Genomic DNA, 16,529 nt, shown 5'->3' with positions numbered 1-16,529 from the left:
AATGGGTGAAGTGCAGGAAAAGATTATCCGGGTCGGGAACAGCCTTGGGCTTCACGCCCGGCCCGCAGGAAAGATTTCTCAGGAAGCCCAACGCTATGCGGCTTCCATCACTGTCCACTCCTGTGACATGGAGGCCGATGCCAAATCCATCCTGGATTTGCTTTCCCTTGCTGCCCCGCAAGGAGCCGAGCTGACCCTGCGGGCTCATGGCCCAGATGCTGCCGCCGCAATTTCGAGTGTTTCCAAACTTTTTGAAGACATGTTCGGAGAGGATCGCTGATGGCTTCCCGCACGCTCTTCGGTATTCCCGTCTCGGCCGGCATCGCCATTGGCCGCGCGTATTACCTCAACAAAAGCCATTTTTCCGGCACGGTCCGCCAGACCGTGTCCGATGCGGATGTGCCTTTTGAAATCGAGAGGCTGAACCGCGCCTTTGACGATGCCCTGCACGACCTGGAAAGGATTTTGACCCTGGTGCCGGAGGATCTGAAGGAACATTCGGCCATCATCGAATCGCACCTCATGATGCTGCGGGATCACAAGTTTCGCAAGCGGGCCCTGGATCACATCGCTCTCACCAAGATCAATGCCGAATGGTCGCTGGAGAGGGCCGTCGGAGACGTGCAGGAGATATTCGCCTCCATCGCCGACGAATACCTGCGGCAGCGCATGCAGGATGTCCGGCTGGTGGCCGAGCGGGTGCTGGGCAAGCTGGTCGGGGGAGGGGATGGGCACCAGGCCATCAAACACCGCGCCATCCTGCTGGCACATGATCTGTCTCCGGCCGACACCATAGAGCTGGACGTCAACAAGATCATGGCCTTCGCCACGGCTCAGGGCGGCAAGACCTCCCACGCAGGCATCCTCGCCCGGTCCCTGCAGATTCCGGCCGTGGTCGGCATGGAGGGGCTAGGAGATGATCTGGCCGAAGGCGGGATCATCATCCTTGACGGCTTTCATGGGCGCATCATCATCGATCCCGACGAGGACGAGCTGGCCCGGTACACGGATCTGCAGGCCCAGTTCGAGGGCTATCAGGCCACGATCATGCGCTCATGCCATCTTCCCGCCGAGACCATCGACGGGTACCGGGTGCAGGTTCTGGCCAACATCGAACTTTTTGAAGAGGTCGTCGCGGTCAACGACAACGGCGGGGAAGGCATCGGGTTGTTCCGCTCCGAATACAGCTATCTGAATCGCGACGGGATGCCCACCGAGGATGAGTTGACGGAAATCTACATGGACATGGCCTCATTGGTCGCGCCCAAGAAGCTCGTCATCCGCACCCTGGACGTGGGCGCGGACAAGCTCATGCGCATGCAGTCCTCGGCCGAGTCCAATCCTGCCCTGGGGCTGCGCGCCATCCGCTACTGCCTGAAGCACCGCGAGGTCTTTCGGACCCAGCTGAGGGCCATCCTGAAGGCCAGCGTGCTCGGTAACGTGTCCATCATGTTTCCCATGATTTCGGGGCTACAGGAACTGGTCGAGGTCAAGAAGTTCTACCGGGAGGTCCAGGAGGAGATGCACGCGGAAGGCATCTGCTTCCGCGAGGACATGCCCATGGGCATCATGATCGAAGTGCCAAGCGCCGTCATCACCGCCGATTTTCTGGCCCGCGAGGTGGACTTCTTCAGTATCGGCACTAATGACCTCATTCAGTATTCTCTTGGCATCGACCGCACCAACAAGGACGTGTCCTACCTGTACCAGCCCTTGCATCCGGCCATCGTGCGTTCCATCAAATGGGTGGTCGACTCGGCCCACCGGGCCGGTATCGAGGTCTGCCTGTGCGGCGAGCTTGCGGCCGACCCCTTCTGCATCCCGGTACTCATGGGCATGCAGGTCGACTCCATCAGTCTCGGACCCCAGGCCATCCCGGGCATCAAGCGCATCGTCCGGCAGGCCTCAATGGAGGAATGCAATGCCTTGCTGAAGCAGGTCATGGCCAGTCATTCAGTGGCCCGCAACAACAAGCTCGTCCGGGAAATGATCTTCCGACGTTTTCCCGAGGAACTCATGTTCTACTCCTCCCTGGTGGACGACTAGATTTCAACTTCAAGGATTTTTTCATGTGCGCCAAGCCTACAGGCATCAAGATCATCGCGGCCAACCGCAAGGCCCGTCATTTTTTCGAACTGCTCGATTTCATCGAAGCCGGCATCATGCTGACCGGTTCCGAGGTCAAATCCCTGCGTGACGGCAAGGTCAATTTTATGGACGGCTACGTACGCATCACGAACGGCGAGGCATTTCTTTCGGGCGTGCACATATCCACCTACGCCAACGCCGGATATGCCCAGCATGTGCCGGACCGGGAGCGCAAGCTGCTCATGCACCGCCACGAGATAAACTCGCTCAAATCGAAGATGGAGCAGAAAGGCCTGACTCTGGTGCCGACCAAGCTTTATTTCAAGGATGGCAAGATCAAGATCGAGCTGGCCCTGGCCAAGGGCAAGAAGGTTTACGACCGGCGCGAGGACTTGAAGCAGAAAGCCGTGAACCGTGACACCGAGCGGGAAATGAACCGGGCTTGACGCGCGATGGTCATCCCCCGGTGCGTCATCAGGCCGGAGTATTGATGCCGCGCAGGTATTCTTCGACGTTTATACAGGTCATGCCCGCGTCCCTGATGTCCTGGATATTGGCCAGATGGATCTGCGGCGTGCGCGAGGATGAAGCGTCGGTCAGCAGGGTCATGTGATAGCCCAGGCTCAGGCCGTCGAACAGGGTGGTGCGCAGGCAGAAGGGCAACTGCGTGCCGGTCACGGCCAGGTGCGTGACCCCCTTGCGGCGCAGGATCAGGTCGAGCTCTGTGAACATGAACGCGCTGAAGCGTTTTTTGACGATGCGGTACTCGCCCTCGATGGGCTCAAGCCCCGGCGCGATGCGTGCTCCCGGGGTACCGGGTACAACCATGGGCCGCGCCCTCAAAGCCTCCAGACGAGAAATTTCGACGTCGGAGCCGTCGCTGCGATATTCGCGCACGATATGAAAGACCGGTAGGCCAAGGTCTCGAAATGAAGTCAAAACCTTGCGGATGACCGGAATGGTGGCATGGGCCCCGGCCACCTCGCAGGCACCACCGGGCACTGCGAAGTCGTGTTGCATGTCGATGATCAAAAGGGCGTGGTTGTGCTCGTTCATGGCTGCCTTCTTGCGGTTGTCATTGTAAAAAATCTGCCCTAGTGCTTGAGCCCGGAGCATTTGTCCGATTTCTAGCCGGAGCACCCGCCCCCGGCAAGAGGCTCTTTTATCCCCAAGACCAACAAGTCGGGAGTATTCATGATCGGTTATTTGACCAAGAAAATATTCGGTTCCAGAAACGACAGATACCTGAAAACCTTGCAGCCCACGGTCAGCAAGATAAATGCCCTGGAAAAGGAAATGCAGGCTCTCTCCGACGCCGAGATTCCAACCCGCTTTGCAGGGTATCGGGAAGAAGTGGCCGGCGGACGCGAGCTTGATACCGTGCTGCCCGAAGTTTTCGCCCTGACCCGTGAGGCCAGTCGGCGGGTGCTTGGCATGCGCCATTTCGACGTCCAGCTCATGGGCGGCATGATCCTGCATCAGGGCAAGATCGCGGAAATGAAGACCGGTGAAGGCAAGACCCTGGTCGCGACCCTGCCCGTGGTCTTGAACGCCCTGGCCGGCAAGGGCGTGCACGTGGTCACGGTCAACGATTACCTGGCCAAGCGTGACGCGGCCTGGATGGGCCAGCTCTATACGTTCATGGGACTTTCCGTCGGCGTCATCGTGCACGGTCTTTCTGACGCCGAGCGTCAGCAGGCCTACGGCGCGGATGTGACTTACGGCACCAACAACGAGTTCGGATTCGACTATCTGCGCGACAACATGAAGTTCTACAAGCATCAGCTTGTGCAGCGTCCGCTCAATTTCGCCATTGTCGACGAAGTGGACTCCATCCTCATCGACGAAGCCCGTACTCCGCTCATCATTTCGGGACCGGGCGAGAAATCGACTTCGCTCTACGGACGCGTCAACGCCATCATTCCAAAGCTGGACCGGGAGGAGCATTTCACCATCGATGAAAAGGCTCGCACCGTCGTGCTGACCGACGAGGGCGTGGCCTACTGCGAAGAGATCCTGGCTGTGACCAACCTCTTCGACCCGGCCAACATCACCCTGCAGCATCATATTCTGCAGGCCTTGCGCGCCCACTATCTCTTCACCCTGGACGATCATTACATCGTCAAGGACGGGCAGGTGGTCATCGTCGATGAGTTTACCGGCCGGCTCATGCCCGGGCGGCGCTTCAGCGATGGTCTGCATCAGGCTCTGGAGGCCAAGGAAGGGGTCAAGGTCGAGGCCGAGAACCAGACCCTGGCCAGCATCACCTTCCAGAATTTCTTCCGCATGTACCGCAAACTGTCCGGCATGACCGGTACGGCCGATACCGAAGCCGTTGAATTCCAGCAGATCTACGGGCTGGAAGTCGTGGTTGCCCCGCCTAACAAGCAGATGGTGCGCAAGGATTTTCCCGACGTGATCCTGAAGACCCAGGCCGAGAAATTCGGCGCCATCGTAGAGGAGATCAAGGGCCTGCATGCCAAGGGCCAGCCGGTTCTGGTCGGTACCACTTCCATCGAGAAGTCCGAATACATCGCCTCCCTGCTCAAGAAGAAAGGTGTCCCGCATGAAGTCCTGAACGCCAAGTACCACGAGAAGGAAGCCGAGATCGTGGCCATGGCCGGTCAGAAAGGCCGTGTGACCATCGCCACCAACATGGCCGGCCGCGGCACTGACATCGTTCTTGGAGAAGGCGTGCGCGAGCTTGGCGGCCTGCACATCCTGGGCTCCGAACGCCACGAAAGCCGACGTATCGACAATCAGTTGCGCGGCCGCGCCGGACGTCAGGGCGACCCCGGTTCCTCGCGCTTTTATCTGGCTCTGGACGATACGCTCATGCGTCTCTTCGGTTCCGAGCGCATTGCCGGAATCATGGAAAAGCTGGGTCTTGAAGATGGTCAGACCATCGAGAATCCTCTCATTTCCCGGTCCATCGAAAACGCTCAGAAGCGTGTCGAAGGGCACAACTTTGAAATCCGCAAACAGCTCATCGACTACGACAACGTCATGAACCAGCAGCGAGAGGTCATCTATTCCCTGCGTCGCGAGTTCATGATCGCAGAAGACCTGCAGCCTACGGTGGAAGAGTTTGTCGACGATCTTCTCTCTCAGGTCTACGAGCCGCTTGAAAACAGAAAGGGCCACACTGAATCCCCTGAAGAGATCCAGGGCATGATCCGCTCCAAGCTGGACGAGGTCTTCGCCATGGAGCGCATGGCTCCGGGCGGAAAATTCATGGCCAAGGACGAGGCGCGGACCGCGATTTTCTCCGTGCTTGAAGAGCATCGCGCTCTCGCTCCTGATCAGTATCAGGAAATCCTGCGCTTTTTCCTGCTCGATGCGCTTGATCGCAACTGGAAAGACCATCTGTTGCAGATGGACTACCTGAAAGAAGGCATCGGTCTTAGAGGATACGCCCAGCGTGATCCCAAGCAGGAGTACAAGCGTGAAGGCTTCGAGCTGTTCGAGGATCTCATCTTCCGCATCCGCGAAAACACCATGAAGGCGCTCACCCACCTGCGCATCGAGGCGGTCAAGCAGGAGGAGCTCAAGCACGAGGAGCAGGAAGACGTGAAATATGTCGGCGGCAACGAGCCCGCAGACAAGAAGCCGGACACGGTGCGCCGGGTCGACCCCAAGGTCGGCCGAAACGACCCCTGCCCATGCGGCAGTGGTCAGAAGTACAAGAAATGTTGCGGTAAGCTGGCCTGATCAGAAAACCCCGGTGAGAGCCGGGGTTTTTTGTTTGTGGGGGCGCGATGATAGCGCCAAAGGGCGAGAAACGCGGCTCACCGTAGGGGCAGGCCCCCGTGCCTGCCCGTTTTCGGGTCGCAGGGTGCAGGCCGGGCACGGGTAGGGCGGCCATGGGTAGGGCGGCTACGGGTAGGGCGGCTACGGGTAGGGCGGCCACGGGTAGGGCGGCCACGGGGGGCCGCCCCTACGATTGTGGGGTGAAAATAAAAACGGCGCATGCCGGGAAATTCCCGGCATGCGCCGTTTAACGTCGTTTTTCTGAGCTCTTTTACTTGCCCATCCAGCCCTTCACGGTCTCTGGATATTCCTTCAGGAAACGCTGGGCGTTTTCTTCCGGGCTTCCGCCTTCCTGGTTCCAGGCCATGACCATCTGCAGCTGGGCCGGGGAATCCCACTTGAAGTTGGAGAAGAAGGCATGAACTTCAGGCATGTCCTTGTCCAGACCCTTGCGCACGATGGCCTCGATCTGCTCTTCGCCGCCCAGGATGCCCTTGGGGTCTTCCAGGTACTTGAGTTCCCATTTGCCGAACATCCAATGCGGGGACCACGCGGTGACGACCACCCATTCCTCGTTCTTGATGGCATTGGCCAGGGCCGCAGTCATGGTCGCGCCACTGCCTTCCATCAGTTCCAGCTTGTCCAGCTTGTAGTCGGCAATGACCTGCTCGGACAGCTTCATGAGGCCGGCGCCCGGGTCGATGCCGATGATCTTGCCGTTGAACTTGTCGGCGTTGGCGTTCAGCTCCTCAATGGAGTTGATGGTCACGTACGCAGGTACGGCCCAGCCGAGCTTGGCACCGCCGGAGACCACGGACACCTTTTCGACCTTGTCCTTGACCTTGGCATAGTAGTCGGCGTGGGTCACGGGCAGCCAGGCGGTGACCATGGCGTCAACGTCGCCGGTTCCCAGGGCCTGCCACATGGCCGCCGCTGCGACCGCAAGGGTTTCGACTTCATAGCCCATCTCTTCCAGGGCGGCCTTGGCGACCGTGGTGCTGGCCGTGGCGCAGTCCCATTCGACGTAAGCGATACGGACTTTGCCCTTGGCAGCCAGGGCAGGCTGAATCAAGAGCATCAGACACGCGATGGTAAGTAGAATTTTTTTCACAGGTAACTCCTTTGTTTTAGTTTTCTTTTCGGGTGCCAAGCTTCTGCAGCACCCGATCCAGGATCATGGCCACGATGACGATGGCTATGCCTGCCTCGAATCCTCGTCCCATCTGCAGACGCTGGATGGCTTTCCAAACCTCGCCGCCCAGACCCTTGGCGCCGATCATGGACGCGATGACGACCATGGACAGGGCCAGCATGACCGTCTGGTTGATGCCGGCCATGATGGTCGGTGCGGCCAGGGGCAGGTCCAATTTGTACAGTCGCTGCATGCGCGTTGCGCCGAAAGCGGTGGAACATTCCACAAGTTCCGCGGGAATCTGGCGGATTCCAAGGCATGTGAAGCGGATTGCCGGAGGCATTGAAAATATGACCGTGGAAAAAATAGCCGCTGTCTTGCCAAGCCCGAAAAAGGGGATGGCCGGGATCAGGTAGACGAAGGCCGGCATGGTCTGCATCACGTCGAGGACGGGCATGACCACCTTGTATGTGTTTTTACTGATGGCCGCGCAGATGCCCAGCGGTACGCCGATGGCGATGGCGCAGAGCGTGGCGACCAGGACCAGGGCGATGGTGCTGACCGTGGCGGTCCAAAGTCCCATGTTCCAGATCAGCGCAAGGCCAAGAGCGCTGCCCAAGGTGAGTTTGCGCTCCTTGGTCAGGAACCATACGCAGGCACCCACCAACACGATGAAAATCGGGATGGGGATGAGCAGCAGGCCGCTTTCCATGGCTCCCAGCATAGTCTCGACCACCTCGGCGCTGGCTTTGGTGATAAAGGACAAGTGTTCGACCAGAAAGTCGATGCCCGTCTCGATGACTTCGCCTACCGGCAGTTTGTACTCGTTCATGCGGCACCTCCTCTTTCAGCCAGTGCTGCGACCAGAGTGCCGCGCACAATGACCCCCTTGAACTTGTTTGCTTCGTCGACCACGGCCAGCGGGTAAGGCAGATCGGCCATTATGCTGAAGAGATCATGAGCCGCAGTGTCCGGGAAAACGGTCTTGATATCCGTGCAGATGGCTTCGGTCAGGCTTGCCTCGCCGCGTTGCGCCAGGATGGCCGCGGCGTCGGCGGAGACGATCCCGACCAGTCGGTGCGTGTGGTCCACCACGAAGAGGTGGGCTATGTTGTGCTTGCGCATCTTGCGCAGGGCCGCACGGGGCCCGTCGGTGCGCAGATAGGCCACGGCCTCGCTGTGTTTCATGACGGATTCGGCGGTCAGGACCTTGGTGATGTCCACGTCCTCGACAAAGCGCGCCACATAATCGTCGGCGGGGTGAGTCAGGATTTCTTCCGGAGATCCGATCTGCACTATGGCGCCGTCCTTCATCAGAATGATGCGGTCGCCGAGTTTCAGGGCTTCGTCCAGATCATGCGATATGAAGACGATGGTTTTTTGCATCCGTTCCTGCAGGCTGATCAGTTCATCCTGCATGTCGCGGCGGATGAGAGGGTCGAGCGCACTGAAAGCTTCGTCCATGAGCAGGATGTCGGGACTCAGGGCCAGCGCACGGGCAAGGCCTACGCGCTGCTGCATACCGCCGGACAGTTGGCGCGGATATGATGCGCCCCATCCATCAAGGCCGACCAGGGAAAGTGCCTCATCGGCCAGCTTCAGCCGCTGTTCTTTGTCCATGCCCTGAATTTCAAGGCCAAGGGCCGCGTTTTCGAGCACGGTACGGTGCGGAAAGAGGGCGAAATTCTGAAAGACCATGCCCATCTTGCGCTGCCGCAACTGCCGCAGCTCGTCTTCGCCCATGGTCAGGACATCGCGTCCGTCGATAAGGATCTTGCCCGCAGTGGGAGTGATCAGACGGTTCAGGCAGCGCACCAGAGTGGATTTGCCACTGCCGGACAAACCCATGATAACCACGATCTCACCTTCATGCACTTCGAAGGTGGCATTGTTGACACCCACGCCGTGCTTGGTGGCGGCCATGATGTCGTCCTTGCTTTTGCCTTCGGACAGCATCTGCAGCGCTTTCTTCGGGTTGGGGCCAAAAATTTTGTACAGACCTTCAACATATATTTTTGCCATTAAGTCTCCTTGGCTCAAGTTATTGAAACGCGCTTTCTTGCGCGCCTTTTTGAAGCATTGGATAGACTAGGGGAATAAAGCGAGAGATCAAGGGGATGGAGCAGGGATGTATCGGGTATGTCTGGATACCCGATATGTCAGAAGGGAGGATGCTGTTGCACGAAGGCGGAAAGGGAGATCGGGCCGCCTTTAAGCCCGAGCTTGCGGCGGATGTTCTTGCGGTGTGTCTGCAGGGTTTCAAAGGAGATGCCGAGCTCCTCGGCGATGGCCCTGCCTTGCCAACTCTGCTGGATGAGACGGCAGATGTCCATTTCGCGGGGGGTGAGCCTGGCAAAGAGATTCGCTGATTCCGGAGCGGTTACGCCCATGTCCGCGATCTTTTCTTCCAGGGCGGACCTGTACGCTTGGCGCACCAGGGGGGAGTCCTCGAGGGCGATACGTTCCACTGTGGGCAGAACCTCTTCGCGGACCTGCTGCACGAGTTCGTCTTTGAGTTCCTGACGCTCTTCTTCAACATTGCGCAGGACCTGTTTCAGGGCTGTGTTCATGTCTGCGACGGCCAGCCGGCTCTGGGCCAAGTCGCGTTCGAGGGCGATTCGTCCACGCAGGTCGCGCATCATGAATTGGAACAGACGCACTCCCCCCACGCTCAGGCATCGAACACCCAGCTTGACAGGTGTTTCCTGACCGTCCGAGCTCAAGACCGCGAGTGAACCGCGCCAAGATCCGCCATTTTTCAGGGATCTGGCCGAGGCAAGGACCCGCGCTTCGTCCACGGTGCGCAGGATGCGCCGGAACGTGGTTCCGGCCAGCGGTTCTTCTCCCTTGCCGTACAGGGAGTGGGCTTTGCGGTTGGCCGCGAGGATGTTGAATTGTTCATCCGTGAGCAAGATCGCATCACGCGCGTCGTTGAAAACGGCATTGAAAACGGCATAGTCCAGCGTGGCGGCCGAGGGTTCGGGATTGTCGGCGGCGAGGATGCCGAGCTGTGAGGAGATTCTCACGGTGGCCAGAAGACCACCCTCGGGCGCAAGGCTTTTGGGTAGCTGCATGATGCGCAGGCTTATGGGCTGGCCCGATGGCCCGGTCAGAGTATGGGTGGTTTCAGGAGAAAGGCGGGCCTTCAGAAGATCCCCGCCCGGGCAGTCAATACCCAGCGCGTTGCACAGGGACGTGCCGGGAGAGAGGTCCCATTCCTCGAATTCTCCTGCGTGTGCTTCGACGACGCGCCCTTTGGCGTCGCACAAGAAGAATACCGTTGGCATTGGCGAATCCTGGAGTTTTCTGCCGTCGCTTTGTCAGGCATGGGCCCGTACGGACGCGGCGCAATTTACGATCCGCCAAAGGCTAGAGGATGCCGGAAAAAAACACAACAGGCGCAAGCGGTTATTGCGGAGTTTGATTTATGGGTACCTCCAGGGCATCTCTTGCCGCTCTTGCCTTGGAGAAGCGCTTTTGGGCTGCGTCAAAAAGATGCACTCTATTTGCTCAGGAAGTTGGCGTTCTGCAGCCCCACCTCGGTCAGCCTGTATTCTTCGAGCTTTCTGTAAAGGGTCTTGCGCCCGATACCAAGCACCTGCGCTGCGCGGGACTTGTTGCCCTGCACGGCATGCATGACCATGCTGATGTGTGATCGTTCCAGCTCTTCGAGGGTTGAAAATCCTTTTTCGCGAGGATTCTGGCAGCTCTTCTGGCAAAATGGCAGTGCCTGAACATTGATGATATTGTTCTCGGCCAGGATCATCCCCCGCTCGATGATATTCTTGAGTTCGCGCACATTCCCGGGCCAGGGGTTGTCCATGAGCTGCTGCATGGCGCGGGGCGATATCTTGTATTCCTGGCCGTCCTTGGCCAGGGACATGAGAAAGTACTCGACGAGAGCCGGTATGTCTTCGCGCCGTTCGCGCAGTGGCGGCAGCTCGATGGCGAAGACATTGATGCGGTGGTAGAAGGCGTCGTGAAAGCGCCCCATTTCGACTTCCTTGGCCAGGTCCTTGTTGGTCGCAAAAACGAAACGCACGTCCACGCAACGTTCCTCCTTGTCGCCCACCCGCCTGAAATGCTGGGTTTCAAGCACGCGCAGAAGCGCGCCCTGCAGCTCCAGTGTCAGTTCGCCCACTTCGTCGAAAAAGAGGGTGGCCTTGTGTGCCAGGGACAAAAGGCCGTCATGGCTGCGTTCCGCACCGGTGAAGGCGCCCTTGCAGTACCCAAACAGTTCGCTCCTGAGCAGTTCCTTGTCGAAGGTGCCGCAGTTCTTGATTATGAGCGGTTGTCCCGCGCGCTTGCTCTTGGCGTGCAGGGCCGCCGCAGCCACGTTCTTGCCCGTGCCGCTTTCCCCGGTCAGCAGGACCGGCACGTCCGTGGGCGCGGCTTTTTCGATGAGATATCGGACCTGCTGCACGGATTTGGAGTGTCCGATGAATTTGGGCATGGACTTGTGTTCTGAATTATGGCGCAGGAGCTCGTTTTCCCTCTGGAGACGGACTCTCTGGTAGGCCTTTTCGATGACCTGTTCCATGCGATCCAGGGAGAAGGGCTTGGTAATGTAATCGTAAGCCCCGTTCTTCATGGCTTCCACGGCATTGTCCACGTCGGCGTAGCCGGTGATGAGGATGATGGCCACGTTGGGTACGGTCTCGAGCAGCTTGGTCATCAGCTCAAGTCCGTTGGCGTCGGGCAGTCGTATGTCGAGGATGATGATGTCGTAATAATGTTTGTGCAGGTGCTCGAAGGCCTCCTTGGCGCTGCCCACGGTGTGGATGGTGCGGCCGGGCGAGGCCAGTTCGCGGGAGAAGAGCTTGCGTATATTGGATTCGTCATCAACGACGAGAATTTCTATGGAGTTGAAGATGCTCATGTATTCAGTTCCTTGTTGTTTGCTGAAAATCCGGTCGGGAGCATGACCCGGAAGACGGAACCCTTGCCGGGTTCGCTGCAGACGTGGATTTCTCCGCCGTGCATTTTAATGATATTGTAGCAGATGGACAGGCCAATGCCGATACTGTGCCCTTTGGTCTTTGTGGTGAAGAATGGGATGAAGAGTTTATCCAGTGTTTCCGGAGGGATGCCCTGTCCGGTGTCCTCGACGATCAGTGCCGCGCGTTCAGCGTTGTCCATGCTGGTGCGGATGGTGATGCTTCCCTTGGCTTCGATGGCATCCATGGCGTTCAGCACGAGGTTCAAAAGGACCTGCTTGAGTTCGCCCTGCGCGCCCCGGATGGTCACGGGGTGAGGGCTCAGGTCCTGATGCAGGGTTATGCCCGGATGCAACTTGATCTGGTGATGCAGAATCTTGAGGGAACCCGTGACGAGAGAATTTAGATCTATAGTATTGAATTTACAGGTTTTTTGGCTACTGAAGGAGAGCAGGTTGCCGACGATGTCCCGGCAGCGGTTGCATTCTTCCAGGATGGTGGTCGTGTAGTCCGTGAAATCCTCGAGGATGCTCTGCTCCTTGTCCAGCAGGGTGCCAAGATAAGGCAGGCGACGCTTCAAAGCCTCGGAAAATCCGCTGATGGCCGCCAGGGGATTATTGATCTCATGAGCCACGCCTGCGGCCAGCAGTCCGATGGTGGCCATTTTCTCGGCCTGATAATATTTGGCCTGATATTCTTTTTCCATGGTCACGTCGCGCTTCGAGACCAGGATCGTGCGCACCTGGCTCTTGTCGTCAAACATGGGAGAGGCCACAACCTCGAAGTGGAGGCTGCGATCCGGCCGATGGTCGATATATGATGCCCGGTCGGGCTTTCCGGTTTGCAGAGCCGTGCGCAGGGGACAGACTTGGCAAGGCTCTGAGCCTCCCCGGAAAACCTGGTAACAGAAGAGGCCTTCCGGGTGGGATATATCGAAATAGTCGTGGAAGACCTTGTTGACGTAAACAATGCGATAATCCGTGGAGACCACCGCCAAAAGATCCATGATTCCGTTCAGGATGTCCTGGATTTCCTGTTTTTTCCTTTCAAGCTCCGCATTATACGTCTCAAGCTCTCCCATTTTTTCCTGCACTTCGCGGAAAAAACCGAGCTTGGTATATTCAGGCCCGACGATATCGCTGAGCGTGGTCTTGCCCATCACCAGACCTCCTGGCAGATGCTCAGCAATTCCTCGGCCGTGGCCGGGCGCGGGTTGGTCAGCAGGCAGGCGTCCTTGGTGGCCATCTCGCAGATTTGGGGGAAGGCGGATTCGTCATCCACGATTTCGCGAAAATGAACCGCGGTGCCAAGTTCCAGAAAAATTTCTTTGAGGCGCTTGATGCCTCCTTCCGCCGTTTGCAGGGAGGAGGAAAGGCGCTTGCCGAGCACGATTTCTCCGATGTTCGCCATTTTTGCTTCGCAGGCGGGCAGGTTGTAGCTCATGACCGCCGGGAGCAGCACCGGGTGAACCATTCCGTGCGTGGTATCGAAAAATCCGCCCAGGGAGTGGGCGATGGCATGGCAGGCCCCAAGGCTGGCGTTGCTGAAACTCATTCCTGCCGCAACCGCCGCCATGGAGAGGTTTTCCATGGCAAGGGGATCGCGGGTTTTGAGCGCGGGCTTCAGGTTGTCAAGGATGAGATGCATGGCTTTCAAGGCCTGGGTCTCGGTCAGCGTATGGGCAATGAGCGAGACGTAGGATTCCACGGCATGGGACAGGGCGTCCACGGATGAGGTCACAATGAGGTCGTCGCTGGCGGTGGAGAGCATGTCCGGATCGATGATGGACACGTTGGGCGTCAGGGAGCGGCTGATGAGCGACATTTTAACCTTGCGCGCGACATCGGTGATGATGGCGAATTGGGAAATGTCCGAGCCGCTCCCGGCCGTTGACGGCAGGAAGATCATGGGCGGCAGGGGCCTGATGATGAGGTTAGCTCCCTCGTAGTCCTGAATTATCCCGCCGTTGCTGGCCACGGTGGCCACGCCTTTGGCCATGTCGAGCGGGCTTCCTCCGCCAAGCCCGATGACCACGTCCGCGCCTTCCGCCTTGTAGAGGTCCGCACCGAGGTGCACTTCGTGATCGCGCGGATTGGAGCTGACGTTCGAGTAGTAAACCCACTTCAAGGCCGAAGCCTCAAGGACCTCGATGAGTTTGCCGACCCAGCCGCTGCGTTCGAGGCCCGGATCACTGACCAGGAAGACTTTCTTGGCGCCGAGCTGCAGAGCGTACGAGCCTGTATATTCCATGCTGCCGTGTCCGAAAATGATTTCTGGCAGAGAGAATTTTCTTATATCCATATCTTCTCCTCGCAACGGGGTTGTCTTCATGTTCCGGGATTGGACCCAACTGGTCTTATCAAATCTTCGTGCAAGAACACGACCGCTTGTCTTCGGTTACCCGGTGCGCGATGTTTCTTTGGCGAAGATCTTCAATGTGCTGTAAATAAAAAGAATGTCGAATGCGATGTCGGCATGCTACCCAACATTTAGAGGTCTGGCAAAGGTGCTCTTTTGGGGATCGGGGACACAATGAGTCGTTTTGACCCAGCTTGGCCATAAAGGCCAGGATCAAAGTGATACAAAACGAGGCAGGGGTGGACGGTGTGAGGAGTACGGATACGCCCCCAATGGGAATGCTAATCGTTTATGAATAATAATTCAGACATGTTATATTAAAAAAAACATGTTTTTTCAAGTTTTGAAGCGGTCTGGCCTCATTCTTGCCTTATGGGGAATCACGAGAGTTAATTGAGTGGATTCTATTCGAGTCAAACAATCTTTAGCGAGGTGCAATCATGGCTGTTCAAGAAATGGTGTATGGATTTTTCATTCCCAGCGTTACTCTGATCGGTATTGGTGCTTCCAAGCAGATTCCTGAGAAAATTAAGGCTCTGGGCGGCAGTAAGCCCCTGGTAGTTACTGACAAGGGTATCACTGGCTGCGGCCTGACCAAGCAGATCACCGACCTGCTGGACGCCGCTGGAATGAAGTATGAAGTATACGACGAAACCATTCCGAACCCCACTGACAACAACGTCCACGCCGGTGTTGACGTTTACAAGAAAACCAAGTGCGACTCTCTGATCTCCCTGGGCGGCGGTAGCTCGCATGACTGCGGCAAGGGTATCGGCCTTGTTGTTGCCAACGGCGGCAAGATTCACGACTTCGAAGGCGTTGACAAGTCCACCAAGCCCATGCCTCCATATCTGGCCGTCAACACCACTGCCGGCACCGCCTCTGAAATGACTCGTTTCTGTATCATCACCGATACCTCCCGCAAGGTGAAGATGGCCATCGTTGATTGGCGCGTCACCCCCGGTATCGCCATCGACGATCCGATGCTGATGGTCGGCATGCCCCCGGCGCTGACTGCCGCTACCGGCATGGACGCCCTGACCCACGCCGTGGAAGCCTATGTTTCCACCATCGCTACCCCCATGACCGACGCCTGCGCCCAGAAGGCCATCGAACTGATCGCCAAGTACCTGCGCAAAGCCGTTGCCAATGGCAAGGACATCGAAGCCCGTGAAGGCATGTGTTTCGCACAGTACCTGGCCGGTATGGCTTTCAACAATGCCAGCCTCGGTCACGTTCACGCCATGGCTCACCAGTTGGGCGGCTTCTACGACCTGCCGCACGGCGAATGCAACGCTATCCTGCTGCCCCATGTCGAGCGCGCCAACCTGAACGCCAAGCTCGAACGCTTTGTCGACATGGCCAAATTCCTGGGCGAGAATGTTGAAGGCATGTCCCTGCGCGCTGGCGCGGAAAAAGCCCTTGACGCCATCAAGCAGCTGTCCACCGACGTAGGCATTCCTTCCGGCCTGATCGAACTGGGCAAGCGTTATGGCAAGGACGTCAAGAAGGAAGACATCGCCATCATGACCGGCAACGCTCAGAAAGATGCTTGCGGTTTCACCAACCCCGTCTGCCTGAGAGACGCCGATGTGGCCCGCATTTACGAGGCTGCCCTGTAATTGATAATTGCGCGCCGGCTGTCCGGCGCGCTTTTTTTTCCAGATAACGGAGGTCCGCATGTGGTTTGACGATGCTTCGCTGCTTTCCTTGGAAGAGGTTGATTGGAAAGTCGGCCTTGAGCGCGATGAGGTCGGGGCCACGGTGCGCGATGAAGATTTCCTGGAAACGGCCAGATTCGACGAAACGTGGTGCGCGGGTCTGCGTCCTTGAGACGGACTGCGCATGCAAGCCGGGTCATTCTGACCCGGACCCGAAGCGTGAGACTGCCGTAATTGTATGATGCCAGTAACTGGGGCAGGGTTGAGAGGTGGCATTCCTCCCAATCCTGCCCTTTTTTTTGTTTTATGTCTTGAGGGGCATGATTGTATGTCCTTCGCAAACTTCTTACCCGATTTGCTGATCAAGGAGTCTTCATGAAAATCCTACGCATCAATACCAGGACCAAGAGCTTCAAGTTTGAAGAGCTCGGCGAGTTGGCCGGTCTGGGAGGTCGCGCCCTGACCTCAAGAGTGGTCAACAAGGAAGTCCCGGCAAACTGTCATCCGCTTTCCGCCGAAAACAAGCTGATTTTCGCGGCCGGCGTGCTCGCCCCGACCAATGCTGCCAACTCCGGCCGCATCTCCGTCGGTGCCAAGTCGCCC

General features: G+C 57.9%; 14 protein-coding genes. 6 read left to right on the top strand and 8 right to left on the bottom strand.

Going from position 1 to position 16,529, the window contains the following annotated elements:
• Position 1 precedes the first annotated feature (1 nt).
• From CVU60_05600 to CVU60_05590, 3 genes are read left to right on the top strand one after another with little or no spacing between them, the layout of a single operon-like run.
• Positions 2-280, top strand: a complete 279-nt coding sequence (locus CVU60_05600) for an HPr family phosphocarrier protein (protein ID PKN42463.1) — start codon at positions 2-4, stop codon at positions 278-280.
• The gene (gene ptsP, locus CVU60_05595) at positions 280-2,046 is read left to right on the top strand and encodes a phosphoenolpyruvate--protein phosphotransferase (protein PKN42462.1); all 1,767 of its coding nucleotides are present in this window, start codon (positions 280-282) and stop codon (positions 2,044-2,046) included. Before CVU60_05600 ends, ptsP begins: the two co-directional genes overlap by 1 nt.
• Before the next feature lie 23 nt (positions 2,047-2,069).
• Positions 2,070-2,534: an SsrA-binding protein gene (locus tag CVU60_05590; protein ID PKN42461.1), complete on the top strand. Its 465-nt coding sequence runs from the start codon at positions 2,070-2,072 to the stop codon at positions 2,532-2,534.
• A gap of 28 nt (positions 2,535-2,562) precedes the next feature.
• On the opposite strand, the gene CVU60_05585 is transcribed toward CVU60_05590, so the two are convergent.
• Positions 2,563-3,144, bottom strand: a complete 582-nt coding sequence (locus CVU60_05585; GenBank protein PKN42460.1) for a cysteine hydrolase — start codon at positions 3,142-3,144, stop codon at positions 2,563-2,565.
• Between the two features lie 138 nt (positions 3,145-3,282).
• Here CVU60_05585 and CVU60_05580 point away from each other — a divergent pair, with 138 nt between their 5' ends.
• The gene (locus tag CVU60_05580) at positions 3,283-5,799 is read left to right on the top strand and encodes a preprotein translocase subunit SecA (GenBank protein PKN42459.1); all 2,517 of its coding nucleotides are present in this window, start codon (positions 3,283-3,285) and stop codon (positions 5,797-5,799) included.
• A gap of 310 nt (positions 5,800-6,109) precedes the next feature.
• Here CVU60_05580 and CVU60_05575 read toward each other — a convergent pair whose 3' ends face one another.
• The 7 genes from CVU60_05575 to CVU60_05545 all read right to left on the bottom strand — a co-directional run bounded on the left by CVU60_05575 (position 6,110) and on the right by CVU60_05545 (position 14,208).
• Positions 6,110-6,916, bottom strand: coding sequence for a glycine/betaine ABC transporter substrate-binding protein (locus CVU60_05575; GenBank protein ID PKN42588.1), 807 nt, complete (start codon positions 6,914-6,916; stop codon positions 6,110-6,112).
• 49 nt (positions 6,917-6,965) lie between these two features.
• A complete protein-coding gene (locus tag CVU60_05570; protein ID PKN42458.1) occupies positions 6,966-7,802 on the bottom strand; it encodes an ABC transporter permease in 837 nt (278 codons plus the stop codon).
• Positions 7,799-8,992: a glycine/betaine ABC transporter ATP-binding protein gene (locus tag CVU60_05565; GenBank protein ID PKN42457.1), complete on the bottom strand. Its 1,194-nt coding sequence runs from the start codon at positions 8,990-8,992 to the stop codon at positions 7,799-7,801. The genes CVU60_05570 and CVU60_05565 overlap by 4 nt, the downstream gene beginning before the upstream one ends.
• Positions 8,993-9,129: 137 nt before the next feature.
• Positions 9,130-10,257, bottom strand: coding sequence for a hypothetical protein (locus tag CVU60_05560; protein PKN42456.1), 1,128 nt, complete (start codon positions 10,255-10,257; stop codon positions 9,130-9,132).
• A gap of 215 nt (positions 10,258-10,472) precedes the next feature.
• On the bottom strand, positions 10,473-11,849 hold the full coding sequence (locus CVU60_05555; GenBank protein PKN42455.1) for a sigma-54-dependent Fis family transcriptional regulator: 1,377 nt from the start codon (positions 11,847-11,849) through the stop codon (positions 10,473-10,475).
• Positions 11,846-13,066, bottom strand: coding sequence for a PAS domain-containing sensor histidine kinase (locus CVU60_05550; GenBank protein ID PKN42454.1), 1,221 nt, complete (start codon positions 13,064-13,066; stop codon positions 11,846-11,848). Before CVU60_05550 ends, CVU60_05555 begins: the two co-directional genes overlap by 4 nt.
• Positions 13,066-14,208, bottom strand: coding sequence for an alcohol dehydrogenase (locus CVU60_05545; GenBank protein ID PKN42453.1), 1,143 nt, complete (start codon positions 14,206-14,208; stop codon positions 13,066-13,068). Before CVU60_05545 ends, CVU60_05550 begins: the two co-directional genes overlap by 1 nt.
• A 497-nt stretch (positions 14,209-14,705) precedes the next feature.
• On the opposite strand from CVU60_05545, the gene CVU60_05540 reads away from it, so the two are divergent.
• On the top strand, positions 14,706-15,887 hold the full coding sequence (locus CVU60_05540) for an L-threonine dehydrogenase (GenBank protein PKN42452.1): 1,182 nt from the start codon (positions 14,706-14,708) through the stop codon (positions 15,885-15,887).
• A 414-nt stretch (positions 15,888-16,301) separates the two neighbouring features.
• The coding region (locus CVU60_05535; protein ID PKN42451.1) for an aldehyde ferredoxin oxidoreductase at positions 16,302-16,529 on the top strand (228 nt) is incomplete at its 3' end.

The sequence above is a fragment of the Deltaproteobacteria bacterium HGW-Deltaproteobacteria-18 genome (assembly GCA_002841885.1).
Lineage (GTDB): Bacteria > Desulfobacterota > Desulfovibrionia > Desulfovibrionales > Desulfomicrobiaceae > Desulfomicrobium.
The sequence above is the reverse complement of the archived record's forward strand: the minus strand, read 5'-3'. Positions and strand labels throughout refer to the sequence as shown.

What these genes read in the sequence shown, in the direction of transcription:
- CVU60_05575 (PKN42588.1), bottom strand. Translation starts at nt 6,916, where the DNA reads ATGCTCTTGATTCAGCCTGCCCTGGCTGCCAAGGGCAAAGTCCGTATC.
- CVU60_05555 (PKN42455.1), bottom strand. Translation starts at nt 11,849, where the DNA reads ATGAGCATCTTCAACTCCATAGAAATTCTCGTCGTTGATGACGAATCC.
- CVU60_05600 (PKN42463.1), top strand. Translation starts at nt 2, where the DNA reads ATGGGTGAAGTGCAGGAAAAGATTATCCGGGTCGGGAACAGCCTTGGG.
- CVU60_05550 (PKN42454.1), bottom strand. Translation starts at nt 13,066, where the DNA reads ATGGGCAAGACCACGCTCAGCGATATCGTCGGGCCTGAATATACCAAG.
- CVU60_05565 (PKN42457.1), bottom strand. Translation starts at nt 8,992, where the DNA reads ATGGCAAAAATATATGTTGAAGGTCTGTACAAAATTTTTGGCCCCAAC.
- ptsP (PKN42462.1), top strand. Translation starts at nt 280, where the DNA reads ATGGCTTCCCGCACGCTCTTCGGTATTCCCGTCTCGGCCGGCATCGCC.
- CVU60_05580 (PKN42459.1), top strand. Translation starts at nt 3,283, where the DNA reads ATGATCGGTTATTTGACCAAGAAAATATTCGGTTCCAGAAACGACAGA.
- CVU60_05585 (PKN42460.1), bottom strand. Translation starts at nt 3,144, where the DNA reads ATGAACGAGCACAACCACGCCCTTTTGATCATCGACATGCAACACGAC.
- CVU60_05540 (PKN42452.1), top strand. Translation starts at nt 14,706, where the DNA reads ATGGCTGTTCAAGAAATGGTGTATGGATTTTTCATTCCCAGCGTTACT.
- CVU60_05590 (PKN42461.1), top strand. Translation starts at nt 2,070, where the DNA reads ATGTGCGCCAAGCCTACAGGCATCAAGATCATCGCGGCCAACCGCAAG.
- CVU60_05545 (PKN42453.1), bottom strand. Translation starts at nt 14,208, where the DNA reads ATGGATATAAGAAAATTCTCTCTGCCAGAAATCATTTTCGGACACGGC.
- CVU60_05560 (PKN42456.1), bottom strand. Translation starts at nt 10,257, where the DNA reads ATGCCAACGGTATTCTTCTTGTGCGACGCCAAAGGGCGCGTCGTCGAA.
- CVU60_05570 (PKN42458.1), bottom strand. Translation starts at nt 7,802, where the DNA reads ATGAACGAGTACAAACTGCCGGTAGGCGAAGTCATCGAGACGGGCATC.